24 protein-coding genes are annotated in these 22926 nt (G+C 69.6%); 5 read left to right on the forward strand and 19 right to left on the reverse strand.

Annotation, left to right across the window (positions count from 1 at the left end):
* Window positions 1-32 precede the first annotated feature (32 nt).
* Window positions 33-983: a manganese catalase family protein gene (locus QNO26_RS14250; protein WP_257533886.1), complete on the reverse strand. Its 951-nt coding sequence runs from the start codon at window positions 981-983 to the stop codon at window positions 33-35.
* Window positions 984-1141: 158 nt separating this feature from the next.
* Here QNO26_RS14250 and QNO26_RS14255 point away from each other — a divergent pair, with 158 nt between their 5' ends.
* Window positions 1142-3004, forward strand: coding sequence for an FUSC family protein (locus QNO26_RS14255; protein ID WP_257533887.1), 1863 nt, complete (start codon window positions 1142-1144; stop codon window positions 3002-3004).
* Window positions 3005-3017: 13 nt separating this feature from the next.
* On the opposite strand, the gene QNO26_RS14260 is transcribed toward QNO26_RS14255, so the two are convergent.
* Both QNO26_RS14260 and QNO26_RS14265 read right to left on the reverse strand, forming a co-directional pair.
* Entirely contained in the window at window positions 3018-3581 is a 564-nt protein-coding gene (locus QNO26_RS14260; protein WP_257533888.1) for a dihydrofolate reductase family protein, read from the reverse strand.
* 145 nt (window positions 3582-3726) lie between these two features.
* Complete coding sequence (locus tag QNO26_RS14265) at window positions 3727-4383, reverse strand: hypothetical protein (protein WP_257533889.1); 657 nt, start codon at window positions 4381-4383, stop codon at window positions 3727-3729.
* Between the two features lie 126 nt (window positions 4384-4509).
* Between QNO26_RS14265 and QNO26_RS14270 the strand changes: the two genes are divergently transcribed.
* Window positions 4510-5400 (forward strand): aldo/keto reductase, encoded by an 891-nt coding sequence (locus QNO26_RS14270; RefSeq protein WP_257533890.1) that lies wholly within the window; start codon window positions 4510-4512, stop codon window positions 5398-5400.
* 37 nt (window positions 5401-5437) lie between these two features.
* Here the strand turns inward: QNO26_RS14270 and QNO26_RS14275 are convergent, their stop codons facing one another.
* From QNO26_RS14275 to QNO26_RS14285, 3 genes are read right to left on the reverse strand one after another with little or no spacing between them, the layout of a single operon-like run.
* On the reverse strand, window positions 5438-5932 hold the full coding sequence (locus QNO26_RS14275; protein WP_257638558.1) for a GNAT family N-acetyltransferase: 495 nt from the start codon (window positions 5930-5932) through the stop codon (window positions 5438-5440).
* A gap of 49 nt (window positions 5933-5981) precedes the next feature.
* A complete protein-coding gene (locus QNO26_RS14280; protein WP_257638559.1) occupies window positions 5982-6383 on the reverse strand; it encodes a DUF5684 domain-containing protein in 402 nt (133 codons plus the stop codon).
* A 54-nt stretch (window positions 6384-6437) separates the two neighbouring features.
* Window positions 6438-6623, reverse strand: a complete 186-nt coding sequence (locus QNO26_RS14285) for a hypothetical protein (protein WP_257638560.1) — start codon at window positions 6621-6623, stop codon at window positions 6438-6440.
* Between the two features lie 101 nt (window positions 6624-6724).
* Here QNO26_RS14285 and QNO26_RS14290 point away from each other — a divergent pair, with 101 nt between their 5' ends.
* Window positions 6725-7141: a hypothetical protein gene (locus QNO26_RS14290; RefSeq protein ID WP_257638561.1), complete on the forward strand. Its 417-nt coding sequence runs from the start codon at window positions 6725-6727 to the stop codon at window positions 7139-7141.
* A gap of 190 nt (window positions 7142-7331) precedes the next feature.
* Here the strand turns inward: QNO26_RS14290 and QNO26_RS14295 are convergent, their stop codons facing one another.
* From QNO26_RS14295 to rpsF, 8 genes are all read right to left on the reverse strand, one after another.
* Window positions 7332-8435, reverse strand: coding sequence for an IS110 family RNA-guided transposase (locus QNO26_RS14295; protein ID WP_135062884.1), 1104 nt, complete (start codon window positions 8433-8435; stop codon window positions 7332-7334).
* A 129-nt stretch (window positions 8436-8564) separates the two neighbouring features.
* Window positions 8565-9194 (reverse strand): putative immunity protein, encoded by a 630-nt coding sequence (locus tag QNO26_RS14300; RefSeq protein WP_306824460.1) that lies wholly within the window; start codon window positions 9192-9194, stop codon window positions 8565-8567.
* A 33-nt stretch (window positions 9195-9227) separates the two neighbouring features.
* On the reverse strand, window positions 9228-10031 hold the full coding sequence (locus tag QNO26_RS14305; RefSeq protein ID WP_257638562.1) for a tyrosine-protein phosphatase: 804 nt from the start codon (window positions 10029-10031) through the stop codon (window positions 9228-9230).
* A 114-nt stretch (window positions 10032-10145) separates the two neighbouring features.
* Window positions 10146-11507 carry a replicative DNA helicase gene (gene dnaB, locus QNO26_RS14310; RefSeq protein ID WP_257532420.1) on the reverse strand — a complete coding sequence of 454 codons (1362 nt, stop codon included), beginning with the start codon at window positions 11505-11507 and terminating at the stop codon, window positions 10146-10148.
* 380 nt (window positions 11508-11887) lie between these two features.
* The gene (rplI, locus tag QNO26_RS14315) at window positions 11888-12340 is read right to left on the reverse strand and encodes a 50S ribosomal protein L9 (RefSeq protein WP_257532422.1); all 453 of its coding nucleotides are present in this window, start codon (window positions 12338-12340) and stop codon (window positions 11888-11890) included.
* 11 nt (window positions 12341-12351) lie between these two features.
* Entirely contained in the window at window positions 12352-12606 is a 255-nt protein-coding gene (gene rpsR, locus QNO26_RS14320) for a 30S ribosomal protein S18 (RefSeq protein ID WP_133541417.1), read from the reverse strand.
* A gap of 36 nt (window positions 12607-12642) precedes the next feature.
* The gene (locus tag QNO26_RS14325) at window positions 12643-13155 is read right to left on the reverse strand and encodes a single-stranded DNA-binding protein (RefSeq protein ID WP_257532423.1); all 513 of its coding nucleotides are present in this window, start codon (window positions 13153-13155) and stop codon (window positions 12643-12645) included.
* Between the two features lie 5 nt (window positions 13156-13160).
* Window positions 13161-13544 carry a 30S ribosomal protein S6 gene (gene rpsF / locus QNO26_RS14330; protein WP_257532426.1) on the reverse strand — a complete coding sequence of 128 codons (384 nt, stop codon included), beginning with the start codon at window positions 13542-13544 and terminating at the stop codon, window positions 13161-13163.
* A gap of 211 nt (window positions 13545-13755) precedes the next feature.
* Here rpsF and QNO26_RS14335 point away from each other — a divergent pair, with 211 nt between their 5' ends.
* Complete coding sequence (locus QNO26_RS14335) at window positions 13756-14934, forward strand: hypothetical protein (RefSeq protein WP_257532428.1); 1179 nt, start codon at window positions 13756-13758, stop codon at window positions 14932-14934.
* 16 nt (window positions 14935-14950) lie between these two features.
* Entirely contained in the window at window positions 14951-16078 is a 1128-nt protein-coding gene (locus QNO26_RS14340) for a hypothetical protein (RefSeq protein WP_257638563.1), read from the forward strand.
* A gap of 134 nt (window positions 16079-16212) precedes the next feature.
* Here the strand turns inward: QNO26_RS14340 and QNO26_RS14345 are convergent, their stop codons facing one another.
* The 5 genes from QNO26_RS14345 to QNO26_RS14365 all read right to left on the reverse strand — a co-directional run bounded on the left by QNO26_RS14345 (window position 16213) and on the right by QNO26_RS14365 (window position 22820).
* Complete coding sequence (locus QNO26_RS14345; protein ID WP_257532432.1) at window positions 16213-16602, reverse strand: DUF779 domain-containing protein; 390 nt, start codon at window positions 16600-16602, stop codon at window positions 16213-16215.
* A gap of 1 nt (window position 16603) precedes the next feature.
* Window positions 16604-18154: an acetaldehyde dehydrogenase ExaC gene (gene exaC / locus QNO26_RS14350; RefSeq protein WP_257638564.1), complete on the reverse strand. Its 1551-nt coding sequence runs from the start codon at window positions 18152-18154 to the stop codon at window positions 16604-16606.
* A 105-nt stretch (window positions 18155-18259) separates the two neighbouring features.
* Window positions 18260-19570 (reverse strand): helix-turn-helix domain-containing protein, encoded by a 1311-nt coding sequence (locus tag QNO26_RS14355; RefSeq protein WP_257532436.1) that lies wholly within the window; start codon window positions 19568-19570, stop codon window positions 18260-18262.
* Between the two features lie 257 nt (window positions 19571-19827).
* A complete protein-coding gene (locus tag QNO26_RS14360) occupies window positions 19828-21255 on the reverse strand; it encodes a CCA tRNA nucleotidyltransferase (protein ID WP_257532438.1) in 1428 nt (475 codons plus the stop codon).
* A 47-nt stretch (window positions 21256-21302) separates the two neighbouring features.
* On the reverse strand, window positions 21303-22820 hold the full coding sequence (locus QNO26_RS14365) for a DUF7059 domain-containing protein (RefSeq protein WP_257638565.1): 1518 nt from the start codon (window positions 22818-22820) through the stop codon (window positions 21303-21305).
* Window positions 22821-22926 lie beyond the last annotated feature (106 nt).

Consider the following 22926-nt stretch of genomic DNA (forward strand, 5'->3'; position numbering starts at 1 on the left):
GGCCCAGCGCGCCCTCACCACGCGGCGTGGACCTACTTCATCTCCCCGAACGTGCGCTCGATGTCGGCCATCTCCATGGCCGCCGTCGCCTCGATGAGGGCCCGCAGGTCGGCGTCGGCGCCCGGGGAGAACTCCTCGGGCCGCTCCGGTGCGATCGTCATCGGTGAGCCCGCCGGCGCCTGCTCGCTGGCATCGAGCTGCGTCCCGTCGTTCGACGGAGACAGGCCCTGGAAGATCTTTCCCGCTTCGGAGAGGTTCGTCAGATCGAAGGAGTACTGCTTGCTCTGCAGTCCCAGCTCGGTCAGGCGGGCCACCTCCGGGAACTTCTCCGCATTGGTCTTGGGGATCGGCAGCGCCGTGCGCCAATTCACGCCCAGGGTCTCGAGCGCCTTGGCGAATGCGTTCTCGTGGGCCTGGTCGCGCACAATCAGGTACGAGATGGTGCTGCGGGCCGTCTTGTTCGACGTCATCTCGTACAGGCGGCACTTCTGCAGGCGTCCCGTGGACTCGAGCATGAGGTTGTAGAGCAGGTCGAGCACGAGGTTTCCCGAGTTGTACACGTAGCTGCCCAGCCACGGGTTGCCGGCGGCATCCACCGGCATGGCCCCCTGCGCACCCACGAGGTAATGGTGGATGTTGCTCTCGGACGTGGCGATCTTCAGCGGTGTCGCCCCGCCCGCACCCGGGGCGTCGACCGGGTCGGTCGGCTTGCCCTTGTAACCGGGCGAGCCGTCGAGCAGACGGGAGATGGTGGTGCCGATGAGCTCGACGTGGCTGATCTCCTCGGTGCCGATGCCCTGGATCAGGTCCTTGTAGGGCTTGGCCGACGGTCCGCGGAAGTTGATGCTCTGGAACAGGTACTGCATCATCGTGCGCATCTCGCCGAACTGCCCGCCCAGCCCCTCCTGCAGTGCGTTGGCGGCATCGGGGTCGGGCTGATCCTGGTCGATCTCGTTGATCAGCTGCTGAACATGAAAGTACATGTCTCCTCCAAGGGTCGGTCCGCTCAGACTCGCGGTCGGGGGCTCCCCCGCCGACCCCCTCGCCAGCCGGACGCCCGGGGCGTATCCTCCCTCCCCGGGCCGCCAGCGCACGAGCGCGGCCCCTGGCGCCTCCCGCGCTCGCGCCCTACCGTCTAGCCATGGACGAGCCACGCAAGCTCCGCCGTCGCCACGCCGAGAGCGGGGCTGCAGCCCACAAGCATCCCAAGGGCACCCCCCTGCTCATCCTGCTGATGATCATCGTGGTCCTCCCTTCCGTGCTTCTCGCCGACGCGTGGGGCGCCGGTGCGGCGGGCATCATCGGCGGGCTCACGGGCATGTTCTCCCTCGTGGCGTTCATCGGCGGGCCGTTGCGGGCCGATCTGCGCATCACCGCCGTCATGGGTCCACTGCTGATCATCGCCGCAGCCGTCCCGCGCCTCGTCGCGGAGGCCTCGCGGCCCGCGGCGATCGCGCTGGTGGTCGTGCTCACGTTCGTCGCGGCGCTGCTGCCGCTGCTCGGCCCCCGCTTCGGCACCGCCGGCATGGGGCTCGGCATGACGACGATGTTCGGCTACGGGTACGCCCCCACCGGCGGGGCGGACCATCAGCAGGTGATCGCGGCCGCCGTGGCCGGCGTGGTCGTCGCGCTCGTCCTGCGCGTCCTCATGGGCATCAGCGACCCCTCGAAGCCGACGCGGCAGCAGGTGGCCGCCGTGCTCGACGCCGACGACCCGAGCGCCGCCACCGCCACCGCCTTCCGCACGTGGCTGAGCGACGGCCGGCAGCGCTGGCTCGCGGACGCGCTCGAGGCGGCATCCGCGTATCGGGTGGCGCTGCGCACCGCAGAACTGTCGAACCCGACGGATGCCGACGCCACCGCCGCACTGCGCGAACGCGCCCAGAAGCTGTCGGACCAGCTGAAGGCGAAGCCCGCCCGCGGAGGTGCTTCCCCCGAGACTCCGCCGCCCGCGGCATCCACCGACACGGGCGCCCTCGGCGACGCGGCCCGCGCGCTCGACACGGTGGAGCGCGCACTGACGACCCGTGACACCGCACCGGTCCGCCTCGAGCGCGACCGGCGGCGCGGGCTGCGGGACGCCGTGCTGCACCCGTCGGCACGACTGCAGTCCATCCAGATGCGTCACGCGGTGCGCACGGCGCTGGCGGTGTTCCTCATGCTGCTGATCACCTCCGGGCTCGAGCGCGGCGACCCGCTGGTGTCCACGGCGCTGCTCGCCACCTTCAGCATCATGCAGGCCACGTGGAGCGACACCGCGACGAAGACGCGCAACAAGATCATCGGGGTGGTCGCCGGCTCACTCACGGTCGCCGTCGTGCTGCTGGTCGTTCCGCAGCAGTACCTCGTGGCGGTCGCTGCGGTCTCGCTCTGCCTTGGGCTCTGGTACATCGTCACGCGCCCGGCGCTCGGCAGCGCCTTCATGGTGGTCGTCAGCGTCGGCTTCAACGCCGTCACGCGGGACCTGAACCCGGTGAACCTGCTGACGCAGTACGTGGCGCTCACGGCGTGCGCGGTGCTGCTGGGCGTGGTGTTCGGCTTCATCGTGATCCCGGGTCTGCGGCCGCCGCCCCTGCGCAGCCGGATCCAGACGGCCGTCGACGCGACGGCGACAGCGCTTCGTGCCGCCGGTGGCGCGGGTCCTCAGCGGGTCGAGGACCTCGCCCTCTTCCGGGATGCCGCCCGTGCGCAGGCCGACCTCGTGCCCGACCACGATCGCCTCGATGACACGCAGCTCGCCGACCTCGCGTCACTGCAGACAGGGCTGCGCGACCTGACGGCCCTGGCTCCGTCGGGTGAGCTGACCCCGGGCGACATCGAGCGGGTGCTGCAGGTGCTCGATCCCGAGCCATCGCCCGCCGGGAGCGACGATCAGCCGGAGCACGCCGCCGTCTCCGGTGGCGCGTCGTCGGTGCTGTGGGACGTCGCCCAGCAGACGGGCTCGGCGGAACGGTCGCTGCTGCGAACGCTGCCCGCGGCTGCCGCGGCATCCGCCCGGCGCTGACCGTGGGGCGGGCTCACCCGCGAGCGGGGAGGTAGCGCAGCGCGACCGACCCCGGCCGGAAGTCGCGACGCTCCACGAGTTCGAGGGCGAGGCGCTCGCGCAGCCCGGCGAGCAGCGTCGGCCCGTGGCCCGCGACCACCGGCTGCACCACGAACTCGTACTCGTCGATCAATCCCAGGTCGGCCAGTGCGAGGGGAAGGGTCACCCCGCCCACCCAGAGGCCGTTGCCGGGTTGCTGCTTGAGTCGCCACACCGCGTCTGCCAGGTCACCGCGCACCAGTTCGCCGTTCCAGTCGGCGGAGGACAGTGTGCTCGACACGACATATTTCTTGGCCGCGTCGATGGCCTCGGCGAACGGGATCTCCCACGCCCGCATCCCCTCGGGCCAGGTTCCTGAGGTGGGCCGCCGCCACGCCCCGGCCATCATCTCGTAGGTCACCCGGCCGAACAGCAGGGCGTCGGCTCGTTGCATCTGGGCGGCCCAGTAGTCCATCGACTCCTCATCCGGGCCCAGCCCCGCCTCATGGTGGACGCAGCCGTCGATCGTGATGTTGATCGAGTAGCGCAGTGGTCTCATCGCGTTCTCCCCGGTGCGCAGTGGTCCGCTCCCCTGCGGCGGGACCACATCCCCTCGGGTCACGCCGTCGCGGTTCACCCTAATGACGTGCCGGCCGAAGGCAACCCCTGCGCCCACCGCACGGGGTGTCAATCACGCGGTCTCGTCAGTCGTACAGCACCGCGTCGGCGACCATCGCGGGGTCCTGCAGAATTCCGAGGTGGCCCAGTTCGAGCGCGCGCACGGGCCACCCCGCACCTGTGGCGACGCCCACCTCGTCGGCGTAGGTGTGTCCGAATGCCACGTAGCTGCAACGGAGGCCCGCCGTCCAATTCCGCGGCGCGGAGACGCGTGACGACAGGTAGGCGGCTGGGATGGAGGGTGCGCCGGCATCCACCAGCGCGAAAGTGGCGTCGTCGGGAAACAGCGGACGCACGCTCTCCTCCGGCCACCACCGCGTCCACGGTGGCAGGATGCCGTCCCTCGCGGTGACCGGCAGCGTGCGGCGCGCCCGCGCGGGCATGACAGGCCAGGTGCCACCGCGAAGGGGCGGGATCACCGCATCGAGGAACACGATGCGGTTGACCGCAGAACCCGCCGCCACCGCGGGGACGAAGTTTCCGGCGTTCGAGTGCGCGATCGCCGCGGTCGCACCGAGCTCCGCCGCCGCGGCCGCGTACGCCTCGCCGATCGCCTGCGGTGTCCCGAGCGGTGTCGGCACGACCCGCTCGGCTTCGAGTCCTCTCGCTCGCAACGCGCGGACCAGCGGATCCATCACGAAGCCGGGAAGGAAGACGCTTCCCATGACGATCACGCGGTCCACGGCGACATCCTAGAAACATCCGTCGTTCGGCGTCGCGGGCTACTACGGTGCGCCACCGGATGTCCAGCCCCATCCCCGCGCGGCTGCGCCTGGCACAGTGTGGAAACGACGCGACGAGGAGAAGCAATGAAGCAGCGCACTCTGGCAGGACGACAGGTCTCGGCGATCGGCCTGGGCGCCATGCCGCTGTCGATGAACAACGACAAGCGATACCCGTCGTTCGAGGATGCCGTGGCAACCGTGCACGCCGCCCTCGACGCGGGCGTGACGCTCATCGACACGGCTGACATCTATGCCCCGGATGGCGAACAGATGGGACACAACGAGCGCATCGTCGCCGAGGCGCTGCGGACATGGGACGGGGATTCCTCGCGCATCTTCGTCGCGACCAAGGGCGGCATCACGCTCGGCGAAGACGGAGCCAAGGGACGCGACGGGTCGGCGGCCTACCTGCGCTCGGCCGCGGAGAAGTCACTCGAGATCCTCGGCGTCGACCAGCTCGACCTGTACCAGTACCACCGTCCCGACCGCACCCGTGTCTACGCCGACATCATGCGGGGACTGAAGTCGTTGCACGACGACGGCCTCGTTCGCGCGATCGGCATCTCGAACGCGAGTGTCGAAGAGATCCAGATCGCTTTGGACGTGCTCGGCGAAGGCAACCTCGCCAGCGTCCAGAACGAGTTCTCGCCGAAGCACCCGGGAAGCATCGACGAATTGCGCTTCTGCGCCGCTCACGACATCGCCTTCCTGCCGTGGAGTCCTCTCGGCGGCACCGGCGGCGGTGCCAGCAGCGTCGGCGACCGGTTCTCGGCCTTCCGCGACGTCGGCGATGCACACGGCGTCAGCCCGCAGCAAGTCGTGCTGGCGTGGGAGCTCGCCCTCGACCCGCACGTCATCCCGATCCCGGGTGCGCGGCGCGCGGCATCCATCACGGATTCCGCGAAAGCCGCCGACCTCGAACTCACCCCTGAAGAAGTGACTCGACTGTCGGAATCGGTCGCGATCTTCGACTGACGCGACGGGCACCCCGGTTCAGGCGCTCTCCCTCGGGCTAGCGCACCATCCGCGCTGCGGTGATCAACGGAGCATGCGGATCGATTCGCTCGACGCCATCGAAGCGGAAACCGTTGCGCACGTAGAACGCGGTCGCACGAGGGTTCTCCTTCGCGACCCAGAGCATCGCCGGCCCCGCGCCGAGCGCTTCATCGAGAAGCGTCTGACCCACTCCCCCGCCGTAGTGCCCTGCGGCGACATAGATCGCATACAACTCGCGATCACACGGCGGCTCTGCACCCTCCGTGCCGGGCGGCGGACCCGCCCACGCGAACCCGATGATTGCTCCGTCGCTTTCCGCGACTCTGACGACCACATCGTCGCTCGGGTTCGCGAGCACGTGCTTCCACATCCGATGCCGTCGATCGATGTACTCCGCCGAGAAGTGGTCTTCGGGCAGCAGGTGGGCATAGGCCTCGCGCCACGTCGAAACGTGGAGTTCGGCGATCTCATCGGCGTCGCTGGGCACCGGCATCCGGGTCGTGAACGTCATGCGCACATCGTGACAGAGAGATCGTCGCCGACCGACGGTGGAGGCAGGCTCAGATGCGCCGGGGGTCGTAGGTGTCACTGGAGTAGCTGATGACGAAATAGCCGATCAGGGACAGCAGCCAGAGCAGGAACACCGAGAAGACCGCGCCGTGCCCGAACCCGCGCCCGAGCCGCAGGGCGACGATGATCGAGAGGACGACGTTGGCGATGGGGACGAGATACAGCAGCGTCCACCATGCCGACAGCCCGGCGGCCCGCACGATGAAGAACGCGGCGACGACCGGGATCAGCGCCGTCCACCCGGGCTGGCCTGCCTTGTTCAGGAAGGGCCACACGGCGGCGACGAACAGCACGTAGCCGACGAAACCCCCGATCCCGCCGAAGACGACCCCGGACTCATCGCGCGAGGAAGCCTCAGCGAACACAGGCAGGAGCTGCATGAGGCTGTTCATGCCCGCGAGTCTAGGACGACGGCGGGCGAGGCCGTGGCACAAATCGAAGACACCTCAGCTGGCATCGACCCGCGCGAACGTCGCATCGTCCGGAAACAGCGGGCGCATGTTCTCTTCCGGCCACCACCGCCTCCAAGGGGGCAGGGTGCGTGTCTCGCGGTCGCTGGCCGGATCACTCATGCGCGCGAGCTGCCAGCGGATCTCCTCCGCGGCAGCGGCCGCGTCGTCCGGCTCTGACACCTGTCGGGCCTTCGATGCTTCTATGTTTGTCAAGGTCCCTCGGATGTGGGAACCGGAGTGGGCGCGATGGGCGCTGCCGAGTCGCTGTTAGATTCACTGGCATGCGAACGCCCAAGGTTGCTGTCGCCGCCGGGATTCTCACAAGTGCGCTGGCTCTCAGCGCATGCGTTCCCCCGGGCGTCGCCTGCCCGGCCATCGGGTTCGTCCTCTCAGATCCGGTTGTCATCGAGATAGATCCGGACCTGGTCGGCGGCGGATCGGTGGCGGCGTGTCTGGGCGACGATTGCGAGCCCGCTCTCGTCGCATCCGTGGACCCCGGGAAATGGGAGGTTCCGCAGGAGCCGCCGTATGCGCCGCAAGACACTATCGGGCTTTATCTTGGGGCTGGCATCCGGGTTGCGATCGTCGACGCCGCCGGTGCGACCATCCGCGACGAATGGTTCGAGATTCCATTCACCAGCAGCTCCGATGGCGTCTGCCCGGGGCCGGTCGAAGTTCAGCCGGTCGTGGTGACCTGACTCGTCTCCTCCGAAGCGTCTTGCGTCCCAGTGACGAAGGCGTAAGTGCCCCCTCCGACGGCGAGAGTGTAGCGGGGAGGAATGACTCCGTTCCCGTCGTTCGCTCTTTGCAGACTCCGCTCTCCGCTGCGCTCCGAGCTCCGCTTAGCAACCGCTCACTCGGGCACTACGTCGTCCCCTCCCCGCTTGGTCAGCCGATTGTCGGAGCGAGGGTGGAGTTCGAGGCGGGCGCAGGAGCGGCGTCGTAGAGCGCGTTGAGGGTTCGGTAGAGGTGTCGGGCGAGGTAGCGCTTGATGCAGCGTCGGATCTCGCGGCGGGTGCGTCCTTCGGCCAGGCGCTTGTCGAGGTAGGCCTTCGTGCCGGGGTCGCGACTCATTCGTGTGATCGCGATGAAGTGGAGCGCTTTGTTCAAGCGCCGATCCCCACCCCGGTTCAAGCGGTGGCGGGTCGTGTTGCCGCTGGACGCGGGCAGCGGGTTCACGCCGGCGAGCGAGGCGAACGCGGCGTCGTTTCGGACTCTGCCGGGGTGGGACCATGCCGTGATGACGACGGCTGCGGTGTAAGCGCCGACGCCGGTCTCCTGCAGCAGGGGCGCCGCGGGGCTCGCGGTGATGAGTTCGGTCATGCGGGCGTGGTTCTCGGTCAACGCGTCCTGCAGGTCAACGATTCGTCGGGCCAGCCGGACGGCCTCGCCTCGCGCGGTGGCGATGGCGATGGGCTCGTGGCGCTTCTGCCAGCGTGATGCCTGTCCGATCTGGGCCGCGCTGAGGGGCTTGCGGGCGTCGATGCCGAGTTCGTTGGTGCGCAGAAGCGCGGTGAGCGCGTTCACGTTCACCGTCTTCTCCGTCGACATCTGGTCGCGTGCGGCGACCAGCACGCGGAGCGCTTGACGCGTCCCGTCGTCGGCGCGGGGACGACGCAACTGGTTCTCTTCCAGCGGCAGCACGGCGGCTGCGATCGCGTGAGCGTCCAACGGGTCGGACTTGCCAAGGCCGCGGCGGGTTCTGGCGCTGATGCGGGGTGCTTCGACCACCTCGTATCCGCTCTCGGTGGCCGCGCGGGCCAGTCGCGCGCCGTAGGTGGCGACACCCTCGATCGACCACAACGTATCGGCCTCACCCCCGGTCAGGCGGCCGGCCCAGCCGATCGCGCGGGCGATGCCCGGCGGGCTGGTCGGGAACTGTTGGCAGCCCAACAGCTGCCCAGACCCCGTCTCGATGACGGCATACGTGTGTGTCTTGGCGTGGGTGTCCACGCCGATGACGAACGGATGGGAGTGCGCGACGATAGTCATTGCGGATCGGTCCTTCCTTCGATGGAACACGGGCACGGCCGCGCGGCGGCCGGCGCCGGCCCGGGAGGAAATCACTTCGCGGCATCACTGTGACGGGCCACGACCCAAGGAGGTCGGGCAGGCTTCTAATCAGGCCATCGAGGTGGGCCGGGTGGCGTCGGCCGCCCTCGCCCGGGACGGGCAGATCGAAAGAAAGGCCCACACGGGGCCAGCGGCATATCGAGCCACGACCGGACGAAGACGACCAACATCAACCCTGCCAGCCAGTCCCAGACCAGCCATCTCAAGACTCACAGCGGCGTATGCGGCAGCGCCGAGCGCGTGTGCTCCCATATGCGCGACCCCGGCAGCTTGACCGGCGGCCCACGCGGCGGCCTTCGCCGCCGGCGACGTCACGGCCTGAGATGCCCGACCCGCGACGAAGCGTCGGCGTATCTCACCTGAGGCATCGAGCGTGCCTGCGGCGAACGCACGCGCCCGAGCGATGCCGTCGCGTGGACGGTCGTCATCGGGCGCCTCGGACTCGAAGAGGAAGAGCACTCGCTCGGCACAGTCCGCCGCCCACGCCGCCACCAGTCGGCGGTCGGACTCGCTCAGTGCCTGCGCGGATGCCATTCCGACACCCTTGCACGATCCTCTGACGCCGCTCTCACGAACCGCGAAGCCGCTACTCGACGCCCGCGTCAACGTGCGCTCGTGACCGCGCAGCATCCGGTGGGTCACCTGACCGATCTGCGCGAAGGCTCCGATGGACAACATGTCTCAGTTCTCTCGCCTTCCACAGTGTCAGGGTCAAGTATCCCCTCTGGTCTGCGCCGGGAGCGGTCGCGATCCCCCACTGCACGCTTGCGTTCTCGGCTCGAGCGATCTCTGGGCTCCATGCGGGCTCGCGTCGACGTGTCCGCGCCAGGTGACGATCGAGCGGGCTGCGCCCTCGTCGATTCCTGCGTGACGGAACCAACCGTCCACATCGAGCTGCCGATACATCTCGCGAAACGCCGACTCCGGCGTATGACCGAACGCCGCGAGCACCCCGAGACGCTCCTCGACATCGAAGGACCGACGATGAAGCGCGGTCATCGCGTCAGCGTTCGCGAACGAGAGAAGGTAGTCGGCGACCGCGGCATCCTCGCTGACGCCGGTCGCCTTGAGCAGGAAGGCGGCGACGAGCCCTGTTCGGTCCCAGCCGGCTCCGCAGTGAAACAGGACCGCTCCCGCGGGGGCTGACGCGATGGCCTGTACGACCTGCGCAAGCCGATGCGGCAGCTGTTGCAGGTGAGCGGCGTAGTACAGCGGCGTTCCCCACCGCCCGTCCGCCTCGAATGGCTCCCAGAAGTCGCGTTCATCACCGTCGAGATCGACGCGCACCAGGAGCATGTCGTCGGGTACGGCGCCGGTGGCCTCTTCCGGCCGCCGCAGGTCGATGACGGTACGCACCCCGTGACCTCGCAGGACAGCCCACCCGGATTCGCCCAGACGGTCCAGCATCTCGGCGCGAACGAACACGCCCGTCGGAGTCAGCGAACCATCGCTGCGCTCCATGCCACCGAGGTCGCGTGCGTTGGCAAGCCCGTCCACTGAGAGAGCCGTAGGCATGCGGCCAGCCTCTCACGCATGAGAGCGCCGACCGGGAAGGTCTCCCTCCACACCACGCGGTCATGGCGTCGGGCGAGACCCGGGAGGCTGAGAGGCACGGGCAAGCGCCGTCCGCTACACCGGCGCCATGTCGGTGAAGCGGGAAAAGTGACCCTGGAAGGCGATCTCGATCGTCGCGGTCGGGCCGTTACGGTGCTTCGCGACGATGAGGTCGGCCTCGCCGGGGCGGGTGTCCTTGTCGTACACCGAATCGCGGTGCAGCAGCATGACCATGTCGGCGTCCTGCTCGATCGAGCCGGACTCGCGCAGGTCGCTGACCTGCGGGCGCTTGTCGGTGCGCTGCTCCGAACCACGGTTCAGCTGCGACAGCGCGATCACGGGCACCTGCAGCTCCTTGGCGAGCAGCTTGAGCGCACGCGAGAACTCGCTGACCTCCTGCTGGCGCGACTCGACCTTCTTGCCGCTGGTCATCAGCTGCAGGTAGTCGATGATCACCATGCGCAGGCCGACGCGCTGCTTGAGGCGACGGCACTTGGCGCGGATCTCGACCAGCGTCATGTTGGGGCTGTCGTCGATGTAGAGCGGCGCGTCGTTGATGCGGCCGCGGGTGGCGGCGATGGTGGTCCAGTCACGGGAATCCAAGGTGCCCTTGCGCATGTTCTGCAGCGGCACGGCCCCCTCGGCGCTCATGAGACGCATGGCGATCTCGCTGCGCCCCATTTCGAGCGAGAAGAAGATCGTGGGCATGTTGTGCTTGATCGCCGCGGAGCGGGCGAAGTCGAGCGCGAGCGTGGACTTTCCCATGGCGGGACGGGCGGCGACGACGATCATCTGGCCACCGTGCAGACCGTTGGTGAGCTCGTCGAGCTGCGCAAACCCCGTGGGGATGCCGGTCATCGACCCGTCGCGACCTCGCGCGGCCTCGATCTCATCGATGGCCGAGGTGACGGCCGTCTCGAGAGGCACGTAGTCCTCGGCGGCTTCGGCACCGGTGACCGCGTAGATCTCGGCCTGCGCGTTGTTGACCAGCTCGACGGCCTCGCCCTGGCCGGAGTAGCCCATCTGCACGATGCGGGTGCCGGCTTCGACGAGTCGGCGCAGCAGCGCCCGCTCGGAGACGATCGAGGCGTAGTAGCCGGCGTTGGCGGCCGTCGGCACGATCGAGGTCAGAGAGTGCAGGTAGTCGGCACCGCCGGCGCGCTGGAGCTCGCCGGTCTTGATCAGCTCGTCGGTGACCGCCACGACATCGGTGGGCTCACCGTGGGAATACAGGCTGAGGATCGCCTCGAAGATGAGCTCGTGCTTGGGCACGTAGAAGTCGGCGCCGCGGAGGGTCTCGATGACGTCGGCGACGGCATCCTTCGACAGCAGCATGCCCCCCAGCGCGCTCTGCTCCGCGAGGATGTCGTGCGGCGGGGTGCGCTCGTTGTCACGGCGGCCGCCGAGCCGTTCGTCGGAGATGTCAGCGATCGACACGCGTGCGTACCTCCGTCGATTCGGGTCTGTCGGGGTGGGACGATCTCACGCTAGACACGGCCACCGACACCTGCAACCAAGCCTGTGGATAACTCTGTGGAGAGTCTGCGCGAAACGCCGCCCACCCTGTGCACAACCCCTGTGGAAAACGCCCGGGATCCGCAAAAAGCACAGATGCGTTTTCCGGGACGACCAGGGAATAATTCCTCCACAGCCTGTGGATGGGATTGTGGTTGAAGTGGATGTTGAAGGTTGGGGACGGAGCCGTACGTTATGCACAGTTCGGAGGATCCCGCCACCCGGTGAAACGACGGATGCCGCGGACCTGAGGTCCACGGCATCCGTGTCGTTCACACGCCCCAGGGGGCGCTTCACCGCCCTTACTTGGCGGCGACCACCTGCAGGGTGATCACGGCGGTGAGGTCGTCACGCAGGCGGATCGTCGCCTCGTGCTCGCCCACAGCCTTGATCGGCGAGGTGATGTGGATCTTGCGCTTGTCCAGGTCGCCCAGACCGGCGGCCTTGACCGCGTCCGCGACGTCACCGGTCTTGACCGAACCGAAGAGGCGACCCTCGTTGCCGGCCTTGACGGCCAGACGAACCTTGGTCGACTCGAGCGAGTTCTTCAGGGCCACGGCCTCTTCGTGGTCGTGGATCGCGCGCGACTCGCGGGCGGCGCGGATGGACGCCACCTGCTTCTCGCCACCGCGGGTCCACGCCACTGCGAAGCCCTGGGGGATGAGGTAGTTGCGGGCGAACCCGTTCTTGACCTCGATCACGTCGCCGGCGCTTCCGAGCCCGGCGACCTCATTCGTGAGAATCAGCTTTGCCATGTCGGGACCCCTTAACGGCCAGCGCCGGCGTAAGGCAGGAGCGCCATTTCACGGGCGTTCTTGATCGCCTTGGCGATCAGACGCTGCTCCTGCACCGAGACACCGGTGATACGGCGGGCGCGGATCTTCCCACGCTCCGAGATGAACTTGCGAAGAGTGGCGACGTCCTTGTAATCAATGACGCCGACACGGATCGCCTTCGCGGGAGCAGCGTTCTTCGCGCCCTTCCGCGGCTTGCGGCGGTCGCCGCTCGACTTTCCAGCCATGGTTTTTCCTTAGAGAGAGTTGGTTGATCCGAGAGATCAGAACGGAGTGTCGTCGCCGTAAGCGCCGGGGGCGCTCCAGGCGTCGGGGCTCGCCGAACCCGGCGTGGCCCACGGCTCGTCGGCGACCTGGGGGCGGGACTGCTGCCCGCCACCGCCGCCGCCGGCGTTTCCGCCACCACCGCTGCTGCTGGTGCGCGTCACCTGAGCGGTGGCGTATCGCAGCGAGGGACCGATCTCGTCGACCTCGAGTTCGATGGAGACCCGGTTCTGGCCCTCACGGTCCTGGTAGGACCGCTGCTTGAGCCGGCCGGTCGCGATGACCCGCATGCCCTTGGTGAGGGAACCGGCCACGTGCTCGGCGAAATCCCGCCAGACACTCGCGCGGAGGAACAGCGCTTCGCCGTCCTTCCACTCGTTGGCCTGACGGTCGAAGGTGCGCGGCGTCGACGCGATCGTGAAGTTCGCGACGGGCAGCCCGCTCTGCGTGTAACGCAGCTCGGGGTCTGCCGTGAGGTTTCCCACAACGGTGATGATCGTCTCGCCGGCCATCGTCGTTACGCCTTCGCAGCCTTCGCGGGCGCGGCAGCCTTGCGGGCGGCCTTCGCGTCGGAACGCTCCTTCTCGGCGGCGACCATGGCCATGGCCTCTTCAGCGCGGAGGATCTTGGTGCGCATGATCTGCTCGTTCAGCTTCAGCTGACGGTCGAGCTCCTGCGCGGACTCGCTGGTCGCGGTGAAGTTGACGACGGCGTAGACGCCCTCGGTCTTCTTCTGGATCTCGTATGCGAGACGGCGGCGACCCCAGATGTCGACGTTGTCGACAGTGCCACCACCGTTGGTGATGACCTTGAGGAACTTCTCAAGGTTCGTGGCGACAAGGCGCTCGTCGATCTCGGGGTTGAGGATCACCATCAGTTCGTACTGGTGGATGTGCGTCACTGACCCACCTCCTTCGGACTAGAACGGCTCCCGGGCATTTCCCGGAAGCAGGAGGGTGTGTGCACGTGCCCGTTCTCACACGCACAGGGGCGCGACAGACGGGCAACCACGACAGTCTAGCGGACGGGGGCGCGTCCTCGACAATCCGCGGTTCCCGGTAGCGTGACGGCATGCAGCGCACCGCCGACGACGCGAACCGGAGAATCCCGCGATGAGCGCGCGATTCGATCCCCGCCCCCTCACGGATCCGGCTGACCGTGGGGCGATCGCGGCGCACAGGCGACACCTCTCGGCGACCGGTCGGATATCGGGGAGCCCGAACGTCCAGACGATCGCCGCCCTCGTCGTCGTGGGTGTGTTCGGGTTCAGCATCGTCGGCTCGATGGGCAGCATGTTCGTCGGCTTCGCCTCTGTCGGGGGCGGAGTGTTCGGGCTCCTCGCCTTCGTGCCGGTGCTGTTCATCGTGGTCGTCGCCGCCGTGGTCGCCGTGGTGGTGGTGCGCTCCCTGCGCGGGCAGGGAGAGCGCGCCTACCGCCTCGACCGCTTCGCCGCCGCCAACGGCATGACCTGGCATCCGGAGCTCAAGACCCCGCCCCTGCCCGGGATGATCTTCCACCAGGGACGCAGCCGGGTGGCGTCCGACCTGGTGCGGGGGGAGCACCCGCGCTTCGTGGAGTTCGCGAACTACCGGTACACGACCGGGTCGGGCAAGAACAGCACCACCCACCGCTGGGGCTACATCGCCATCAAGCTGTCGACCCCGCTGCCGCACATCGTGCTGGATGCCGTCGGCAACAACGGCCTGTTCGGCTCGAACCTGCCCGCCAGCTTCGACAAGGATCAGCTGCTCAGCCTGGAGGGCGACTTCGACCGCTACTTCCGGCTCTACTGCCCGCAGGGCTACGAGCGGGACGCGCTCTACCTGTTCACGCCCGACATCATGGCGCGGCTCATCGACAGCGCCGCGGAGCTCGACGTCGAGATCGTCGACGACTGGCTCTTCCTCTACGCCCGGCGTGACTTCTGCACGCTCGACCCCCGCATGTGGGCGTGGCTGTTCTCTGTCGTGGGCGCGATGCTCGACAAGCTGGCCCAGTGGGAGCGCTGGCGCGACGACCGGCTGGCGACCGCGGCGTCGCTGCCGGCCGCTGCGGCACCCACCCCGGCGGGGGCGGCGCCCGCGGCCCAGGCCGCCGTCGGCGGGGCCGAGACCCTGCCGTTCACTCCGCCGACCGAGTCCCTGCGCCCGCCGGCCGGGGTCGCGCAGCAGGGACGGCGCCTGCAACAGCGCGTGCCGTGGGGCGCCATCATCGTGGCCGGGGTGTTCCTGGTGCTGTGGCTGGGTATGCAGACCGGCATGTTCGGCCTGTTCGGCCTGCTGAGTCGCTGACCCGGTGCCCGGCCGCATGAGCGACCCGACGGCATCCACGCCCTTCGACCCGGGAGCCTTGACCGAGCGCGTGAAACGCGCTGACGTGCGTGCGTTCGCGAGAGAGCTGCGCGCGTCGGGCCGCGCCGAGAACGCGGTGGTGTCGAGCATCGTCGCCGTCGTGCTGGTCGTGGTGTTCTCCGCGGGCATGATGGTGATCGGGACGCTGTCCGATGCGCGATCGCTCGCCTCGGGCCTCTCTGCCCTGTCCGAACTCGGCCCCTTCGTCATGGTGCTCCTGGCCGGAGGCCTGGCCTACCTGGTCTCGGTGCTCATCTCGCAGTCGCGTGCGGCCACGCGTCGGTACCGGCTCGACCGCTTCGCCCGTGCGAACGGGATGCGCTACCTGCCGCAGGTGCGCAGCACGGCGCTGCCGGGGATGATCTTCGGGGTCGGCTCCTACCGCGAGAGCTTCGACGTGGTGCGCGCCGAGAGGCCGCGCCGTGTCGAGTTCGCGAACTACGTCTACACGACCGGCTCCGGCAAGCATCGCCGGACCCACCGCTGGGGGTACGTCGCGGTGAAGATCGACAACCGGCTCCCCCACATCGTGCTGGATGCGACCGGCAACAACAGCCTGTTCGGCTCCAACCTGCCCACGTTGTACAAGAAGGAGCAGCGGCTCAGCCTCGAGGGCGACTTCGACCGCTACTTCGCGCTCTACTGCCCCGAGGGGTACGAGCGGGACGCCCTGTACCTGTTCACCCCCGACGTCATGGCGAGGTTCATCGACAACGCGGCAGAACTCGACGTCGAGATCGTGGATGACTGGCTGCTCATGTACACCAAGCGCAAGGTGAGCACGACCGACCCGGCCACCTGGGAGTGGCTCTTCGGGGCGGTCGACGCCGTGCTCGACAAGCTCGGGCAGTGGGAGCGTTGGCGTGATGAGCGGCTGGTCGTCGGCGGCGGGCGCGCGGCATACGCCGGCGCGCGCGGCGACAGGACCGCGGCATCCCGGCCCGTGACCTCACCCCCGGGGCTGCGGCGCCCCCCTCGCGGGGTGGCCCCGGAGGGCCGCCGCCTCGCGACGCGCTTCCCGTGGCTGATCTCCGGGCTGGTCCTCGCGGCGCTGGCGCTCACGTGGCTGCTGGACCTCCCGTAGCCGTTCGCGCTCCGCGCCCGCTGCCCGATCGCTGAGACCGCATCCGGCGGGTGAGACCGTGGGTGACAACCGCTGTCTCAGTCGCCAGATGCAGTCTCACGGCGTCGGCACCGGCGTCGGCACCGGCTGACGGACTACGCCGGGGCGAGGCCGAAGTGGGCGAGCTCGGGGCCGGTGAGCATGCGGGAGCGCACGATGAACCGCATCCCTGTCGGGGATTCGACCGAGAACCCCGCGCCCCGACCCGGCACCACGTCGATGGTCAGGTGGGTGTACTTCCAGTACTCGAACTGCGCCTCGGAGATGAACACCTCGATCGGGTCGTCCCGTCCGACCTCGAGCGAGGCGAGGTGCACATCGCTCGGCCCGGTGAGGAACATCCCGACCGGAAAGCACATCGGCGCGCTGCCGTCGCAGCATCCGCCCGACTGATGGAACATCAGCGGCCCGTGCTGCGCCGTCAGGTCGCGCAGCAGGGCGGCCGCGGCATCCGTCACGGCCACCCTGCTGAACGTGGTCTCCATCTCAGAAGAAGCCCATCGGGCCTTCGGCGTAGGACACCAGCAGGTTCTTGGTCTGCTGGTAGTGGTCCAGCATCTTCAGGTGGTTCTCCCGCCCGATGCCCGACTGCTTGTACCCGCCGAATGCGGCGTGCGCCGGGTACTGGTGGTAGGTGTTGGTCCACACCCGGCCGGCCTCGATGGCCCGCCCCGCCCGGTAGGCGATGTCGCCCGTGCGGCTCCACACCCCGGCCCCCAGACCGTAGAGGGAGTCGTTGGCGATCGAGATGCCGTCGTCGAAGTCGTCGAAGCTCGTCACCGAGAGCACCGGCCCGAAGATCTCCTCCTGGAAGATGCGCATGTCGTTGCTGCCCTCGAACACGGTCGGCGCGACGTAGTAGCCGCCCGTGAGGTCGCCGCCGAGGTCGACGCGCTCCCCGCCGGTGAGCAGCTTCGCTCCGCCCTGCGTGCCGATGTCGATGTACGACAGGATCTTCTCGAGCTGGTCGTTCGAGGCCTGCGCGCCGATCATCGTCTCGGGGTCGAGGGGGTTCCCCTGCCGCACCTTCGCGACGCGCTCGAGGCCGTCAGCGAGGAACGAGTCGTAGATCGACCGCTGGATGAGCGCGCGTGACGGGCAGGTGCAGACCTCGCCCTGGTTCAGCGCGAACATCGTGAAACCCTCGAGTGCCTTGTCGTAGTACGGGTCGTCGGTCACGCGCGCGACATCCTCGAAGAAGATGTTCGGGCTCTTGCCACCGAGCTCGAGCGTCACGGGGATGAGGTTCTGCGACGCGTACTGCATGATGAGCCGGCCGGTCGTGGTCTCTCCGGTGAACGCGATCTTGCGGATGCGCTTGTGCGACGCCAGCGGCGCACCGGCCTCGATGCCGAACCCGTTGACGATGTTCACGACGCCCGCCGGCAGCAGGTCGCCGATGATCTCGAAGAGGAACAGGATGGATGCCGGCGTCTGCTCGGCCGGCTTCAGCACCACGCAATTGCCCGCGGCCAGGGCGGGGGCAAGCTTCCACGTGGCCATGAGGATGGGGAAGTTCCACGGGATGATCTGCCCGACCACGCCCAGGGGCTCCTGGAAGTGGTACGCCACGGTGTTCTCGTCGAGCTGGCTGAGCGAGCCCTCCTGCGCGCGCAGCACCCCGGCGAAGTAGCGGAAGTGATCCACGGCGAGCGGGATGTCGGCGGCGAGCGTCTCGCGGATCGGCTTGCCGTTCTCCCACGTCTCGGCGACCGCGATCTTCTCGAGGTTCTCCTCGATGCGGTCGGCGATCTTGTTGAGGATGATCGCCCGCTCGGCGGGGCTGGTGCGACGCCAGTCGGCGAACGCCTTCCAGGCGACGTCGACGGCACGGTCGATGTCCTCGACGGTGCCGCGGGCGACCTCGGTGAAGGGCTTCCCCGTCACCGGGGTGATGTCCTCGAAGTACTCCCCCTTGATCGGGTCGACCCACTCGCCCCCGATGTAGTGCCCGTAGCGGGAGCGGTACTCGGCCAGCGAGCCGTGCTCACCGGGGGCGGCGTAGACGCTCGAGACGCCCTCTTCGACGATCGTCATGTCTGTCTCCTTCGACTGTCCATGGGTGGTGTGCTGCGCGGGCGCGACGACCCTGCTGCTGCCGGGCACGCTACGCCCCGCGAGGTTGCATCGGGTTGCGCGCGCTCACGCCTCGAGAACGGCGAGGCGGGCGACGACAGCCGAGCGGCGCGGCGAGCGCGGCGGCAGCATCGCGAGGCACAGCCGCAGCAGCTCGACGTCGTGCTCCCCCTCGGCCGTGTCGGCGAAGGCCAGCAGCACATCCACGCTCGCCTCGCCCACCAGCGACTCGCGCAGCGTGGCACGCAGCGAGTCACGGAGCGCCTCGACGCCCGGGGCGACCGAGTCGGGCAGGACGGGACCCGGATACGCCGACAGCGCGACGCGGTGCGCTCCGCGGTCGAGCAGCGACACCACGTGCTGCACGTCCGTCTCCAGCGGCGCGGGCAGACGATAGGGGCGGGATGCCGGGACGAGGTGCGGCGCGATGCGCTCGAGCACCCGGCGCAGGCGCACCATCTCGGGTCGCAGCGTCTCCGTCGACGGCATTCCGTAGACGAGCTCGCTGAGGGCCTCCGCCGTGAGCCCTTCGCGATGGCTGGCGAGCATGAGCAGGATCTCGGCGTGGCGGGCGCTCAGCTCGACGACGGTCTGGGTGCCGTCGGCGCCCGCTTCCAGCAGCGCACGGTCTCGACCGAGCACCCGCAGGGTGGCGCGGGTCGTCGCACGCGGTCGTGGAGGGCGCCGCCGGGGAGCCTCGGCGCGGGCCCGCAGGCGGGCGACCATCAGCTCCCCCTCGATCGCGCGAGCCGTCGCATCGACCAGCAGCTGTGCCTGGGGCGTCGCGGCCTCGGCGCGGCCGGTCACGTCGATCACGCCCAGCAGACGGCGCGTCTCGGGGTCGTGCACGGGCGCGGCAGTGCACGACCAGGGCTGCACGAACCGGTTGAAGTGCTCCGCCTCGCGGATCTGCACGTGCGCGTCGAGGGCCAGGGCGGTGCCCGGCGCCGAGGTGCCGACGGCATCCTCCGACCAGTTGGCGCCGGCGATGAAGCCCATGTCGCCGGTGAGCGTGCGCACGCCGCGGTCGCCTTCGACCCAGAGCAGGCGGCCGGCCGCGTCGCCGACGGCGACGACGACGCCCGCCTCGTCGGGCGAGCCGGGGAGCAGGAGCGAGCGCACCATCTGCATCACGCCGGCGAGAGGATGCCCACGACGGTATACGTCCAGTTCGGCGTCGGAGAGATCGAGGCGGGGCAGCTGCTCGGCTCCCACCGCGGATGCCAGCGAGCGACGCCAGGACTCTCGCACGAGAGGGCGCACATCGGCGAGACGCGGGTCGGAGAGGTTCCCGGCGAGCAGCTCCTCGTGCGCGCGTTCGACGATGAGGCGGGAGGTCGCGGGTGAGACCTCGCGGCGCGTAGACCACGACGACATGCGCGCTCCGATCATCGGTGAGGGAGCTGGTGCCGATCAGTGTAGGTGCGCCGTGACGGCCGGTCGAGGGCTGTGTCGTGCGCCCCGCGTGAGCCGCCGCCGGCGGCCCGCCCGTTCGCTGAGACCGCATCTGCCGACTGAGACTGTGGGTGACGACCGCGGTCTCACCCGCCAGGTGCAGTCTCACGGTTCTGGGCCGGCGGCGGACCGGCGCGCGGGCCGGCGGCGGGCCGCCGGGCGGGCGCCGGGAGCGCGGGTCAGCCGCGGGCGGCCCACCAGGCGCGCAGGCGCTGCTCGGCCTCGGCCTCGTCGACGACGCCCTCGTCGAGGCGCACGTCCAGCAGGAACCGGTACGCCTCGCCGACGACGGGCCCGGGCGGGATGCCGAGGATCTCCTGGATCCGGTTGCCGTCGAGCGCCGGGCGCATCGACTGCAGCTGCTCCTGCTCGGCGAGCTCGGCGATGCGACGCTCGATGTCGTCGTACGCCGAGCGCAGCCGCGCGGCCTTGCGCTTGTTGCGGGTGGTGACGTCGGCGCGGGTGAGGATGTGCAGCCGGTCGAGCTCGTCGCCGGCATCCCGCACGTACCGCCGCACCGCGGAGTCGGTCCACGCGCCCTCGGAGTAGCCGAAGAACCGCAGGTGCAGCTCGATCAGCCGCGTCACGGCGCCGATGGTGTCGGAGTCGAAGCGCAGCGCCTGCAGCCGCTTGCGGGCCAGACGCGCGCCCTTGATGTCGTGGTGGTGGAAGGTCACCCCGCCGCCGGGTTCGAGGCGCCGCGTGGCGGGCTTGCCGATGTCGTGCAGCAAGGCGGCCACGCGCAGCGGCACGTCGGGTGCGGCATCCGGCGTGCGCTCGCCCTCGAGCTCGATGGCCTGGCGCAGCACGGTGAGTGAGTGCTCGTAGACGTCCTTGTGGTGATGGTGCTCGTCCACCTCGAGCCGCAGCGCGGGCACCTCGGGGAGGAACTTCTCCATCAGCCCGGTCTCGACGAGCAGGCGGATGCCGCGCACCGGGTCGTCGGCCTGCAGGAGCTTCACGAACTCGCCCTGGATGCGCTCGGGGCTCACGATCGACAGCGTGTCGGCGCGCTCGGTCATCGCCGCCACGGTCGCCGGCTCGACGTCGAACCCGAGCTGGGCGCTGAAGCGCGCGGCGCGCAGCATGCGCAGCGGGTCGTCGCCGAAGCTCACCGCGGGGTCGATGGGGGTGCGCAGGATGCCGGTGACGAGATCTTCCACGCCCCCCGACGGGTCGACGAGGGTCGGCCCGGGAAGGCGCAGCGCCATCGCGTTGACGGTGAAGTCGCGCCGCGACAGGTCGCCTTCGAGGTCGTCCCCGAACGCGACGACGGGCTTGCGCGTGGTGCCGTCGTACTCGTCGGCACGGTACGTGGTGATCTCCACCTGCTCACCGCGCACGCGCGCGCCGATGGTGCCGAACTCCCGGCCGATGTCCCACTGCGCCGTCGAGACGGGCGTGACGATGCGCAGGATGTCGTCGGGGCGGGCGTTCGTGGTGAAGTCGAGGTCGTTGGTCGACCGTCCCAGCAGCGCGTCGCGCACCGGCCCGCCCACCAGCGCCAGCTCGAAACCAGCAGCGGCGAAGGCCCGCGCGAGGGTGTCGACGACCGGCGACGCGGCGAGCGCGCCGATGCGGGCGAGGCCCTCGGCCATGTTGAGCATGGGTTCGAGCCTACCGAGCGGTCCTGCGCGCACGTCTCGACAACCGCTCAGGCGAACTGCAGGAACTGTGTGAACAGCAACTCACGCACGCGAGGGAGAAGGTCGGCGCGCAATTCGGCGGCATCCACCTCGAGCAGCTGCGCGATCGCGTCGACGAGCACTCCGACCGGCAGGTCGCCGTCGCAGGCGCCCACGAGACCGGCCAGCGCCGGGTCGACCTCGAGCACGCGCGCGAAGGCGCCACCCTGACGCAGCTCGATGACGCTGGGGTCCTCCGCACCGGGCAGGTGGTGCCGTGCCTCCGTGACGTCGGGGGCGACCTGCAGCACACACGCCGCCAGCGCGGCGTCGTCCAGCCCGGCCAGGCGGTCGTGGACGGCCAGCGCCGCCGTGAGGTGCGGGCCCAGCGCCCCGCCGACCGGCTGCGTCACGCGCTCATAGCGCGCGAGCGTGGGTGCCGAGCCCCCCGCCCGCCGCAGCAGGACGTACCCGAAGCCCACCGCCGTGACGCCCCGCTCGGCGAAGTCGTCGAGCCACGCCCCCAGCAGGCGCTGCGCGTCGGGCGAGCCGGGAGGCGTGCCGCCGTCGCGGGTCCACAGCTCCGCGTAGGCGAGCGGGTCGAGCACCTCGCGCTCGAGAACCCAGGCATCCAGCGGCACGGCGGATGCCGCGACCCACTGCCGCACCCGGTCCAGCCCGTCTTCTCCGTCGCGGTACTCCCAGTTGCCCAGCAGCTGGGCGACCCCACCGGGCGCGAGGTGCGCACCCACGCCACTGACGACCTCGGCCACGAGGGCGTCGCCGACGAGCCCGCCGTCGCGGTACTCGTATGCGGGCACCCCCTCGCTGCGCGGCGTGATGACGAACGGCGGATTGGACACGACCCGGTCGAACTGCTCGCCCGCAACCGGTTCGAACAGGCTCCCCCGCCGCTCCTCGATGCCGTCGAACCCGTTCACCAGGGAGTTCAGGCGGGTGAAGTGCAGCGCCCGTTGCGACACATCCGTCGCCACGACGAGGTCGGCGTCGCGTCGCGCGCGCAGCGCCTGGATGCCGCAGCCGGTGCCGATGTCGAGCACGCGGCCGACGTGGCCGGGCAGCTGCAGGCCAGCGAGCGTCAGCGACGCCCCGCCCACTCCCAGCACGTGGTCCTCAGGGAGCGGTCCGCCCAGTGCCGCCTCGTCGAGATCGCTCGCGATCCACCAGTGGGCATCGCCGGCGTCGTCGCCGAACTCCTGCGGCCTGATCACCGCGCGGGGCACGACGTCACCGGCATCCGTCATCGCCAGTTCGAGAGCGACCAGGCCGGCTGCGCCCGTCTGCGGCAGCGCCGCGTCGACGACCGCCACCGGCTGACGCAGCCCGAGGACGAGCAGCCGGGCCAGCACCGCGAGCGCGTCGGACCGGCCCGCGAGCGCCCGTTCGGCCGGCAGCCGCAACCCACGGGCGATGGCCCCGTCGGCGGCCTCGCCCCAGGCGTCGCGCAGTGCGTCGGCGGTGAACCCCGCGGTGGCGAGGTCGGTGCCGAGAGCGCGGCAGAGGGCGGGATCCGGAGTGCAGGGCATCCCTTCATTCAACCCTGCTTCGGGCGGATCGCCCCGCCGTTCGGGAAGCTCGGAGGGCTCCCGGCCTAGAATCGGCTGATCGTGCGGTCATGAATCGCACCCGAAC

Origin of the sequence: Microbacterium sp. zg-Y1090, assembly GCF_030246945.1 — a bacterium.
Classification (GTDB): Bacteria; Actinomycetota; Actinomycetes; order Actinomycetales; family Microbacteriaceae; genus Microbacterium; species Microbacterium wangruii.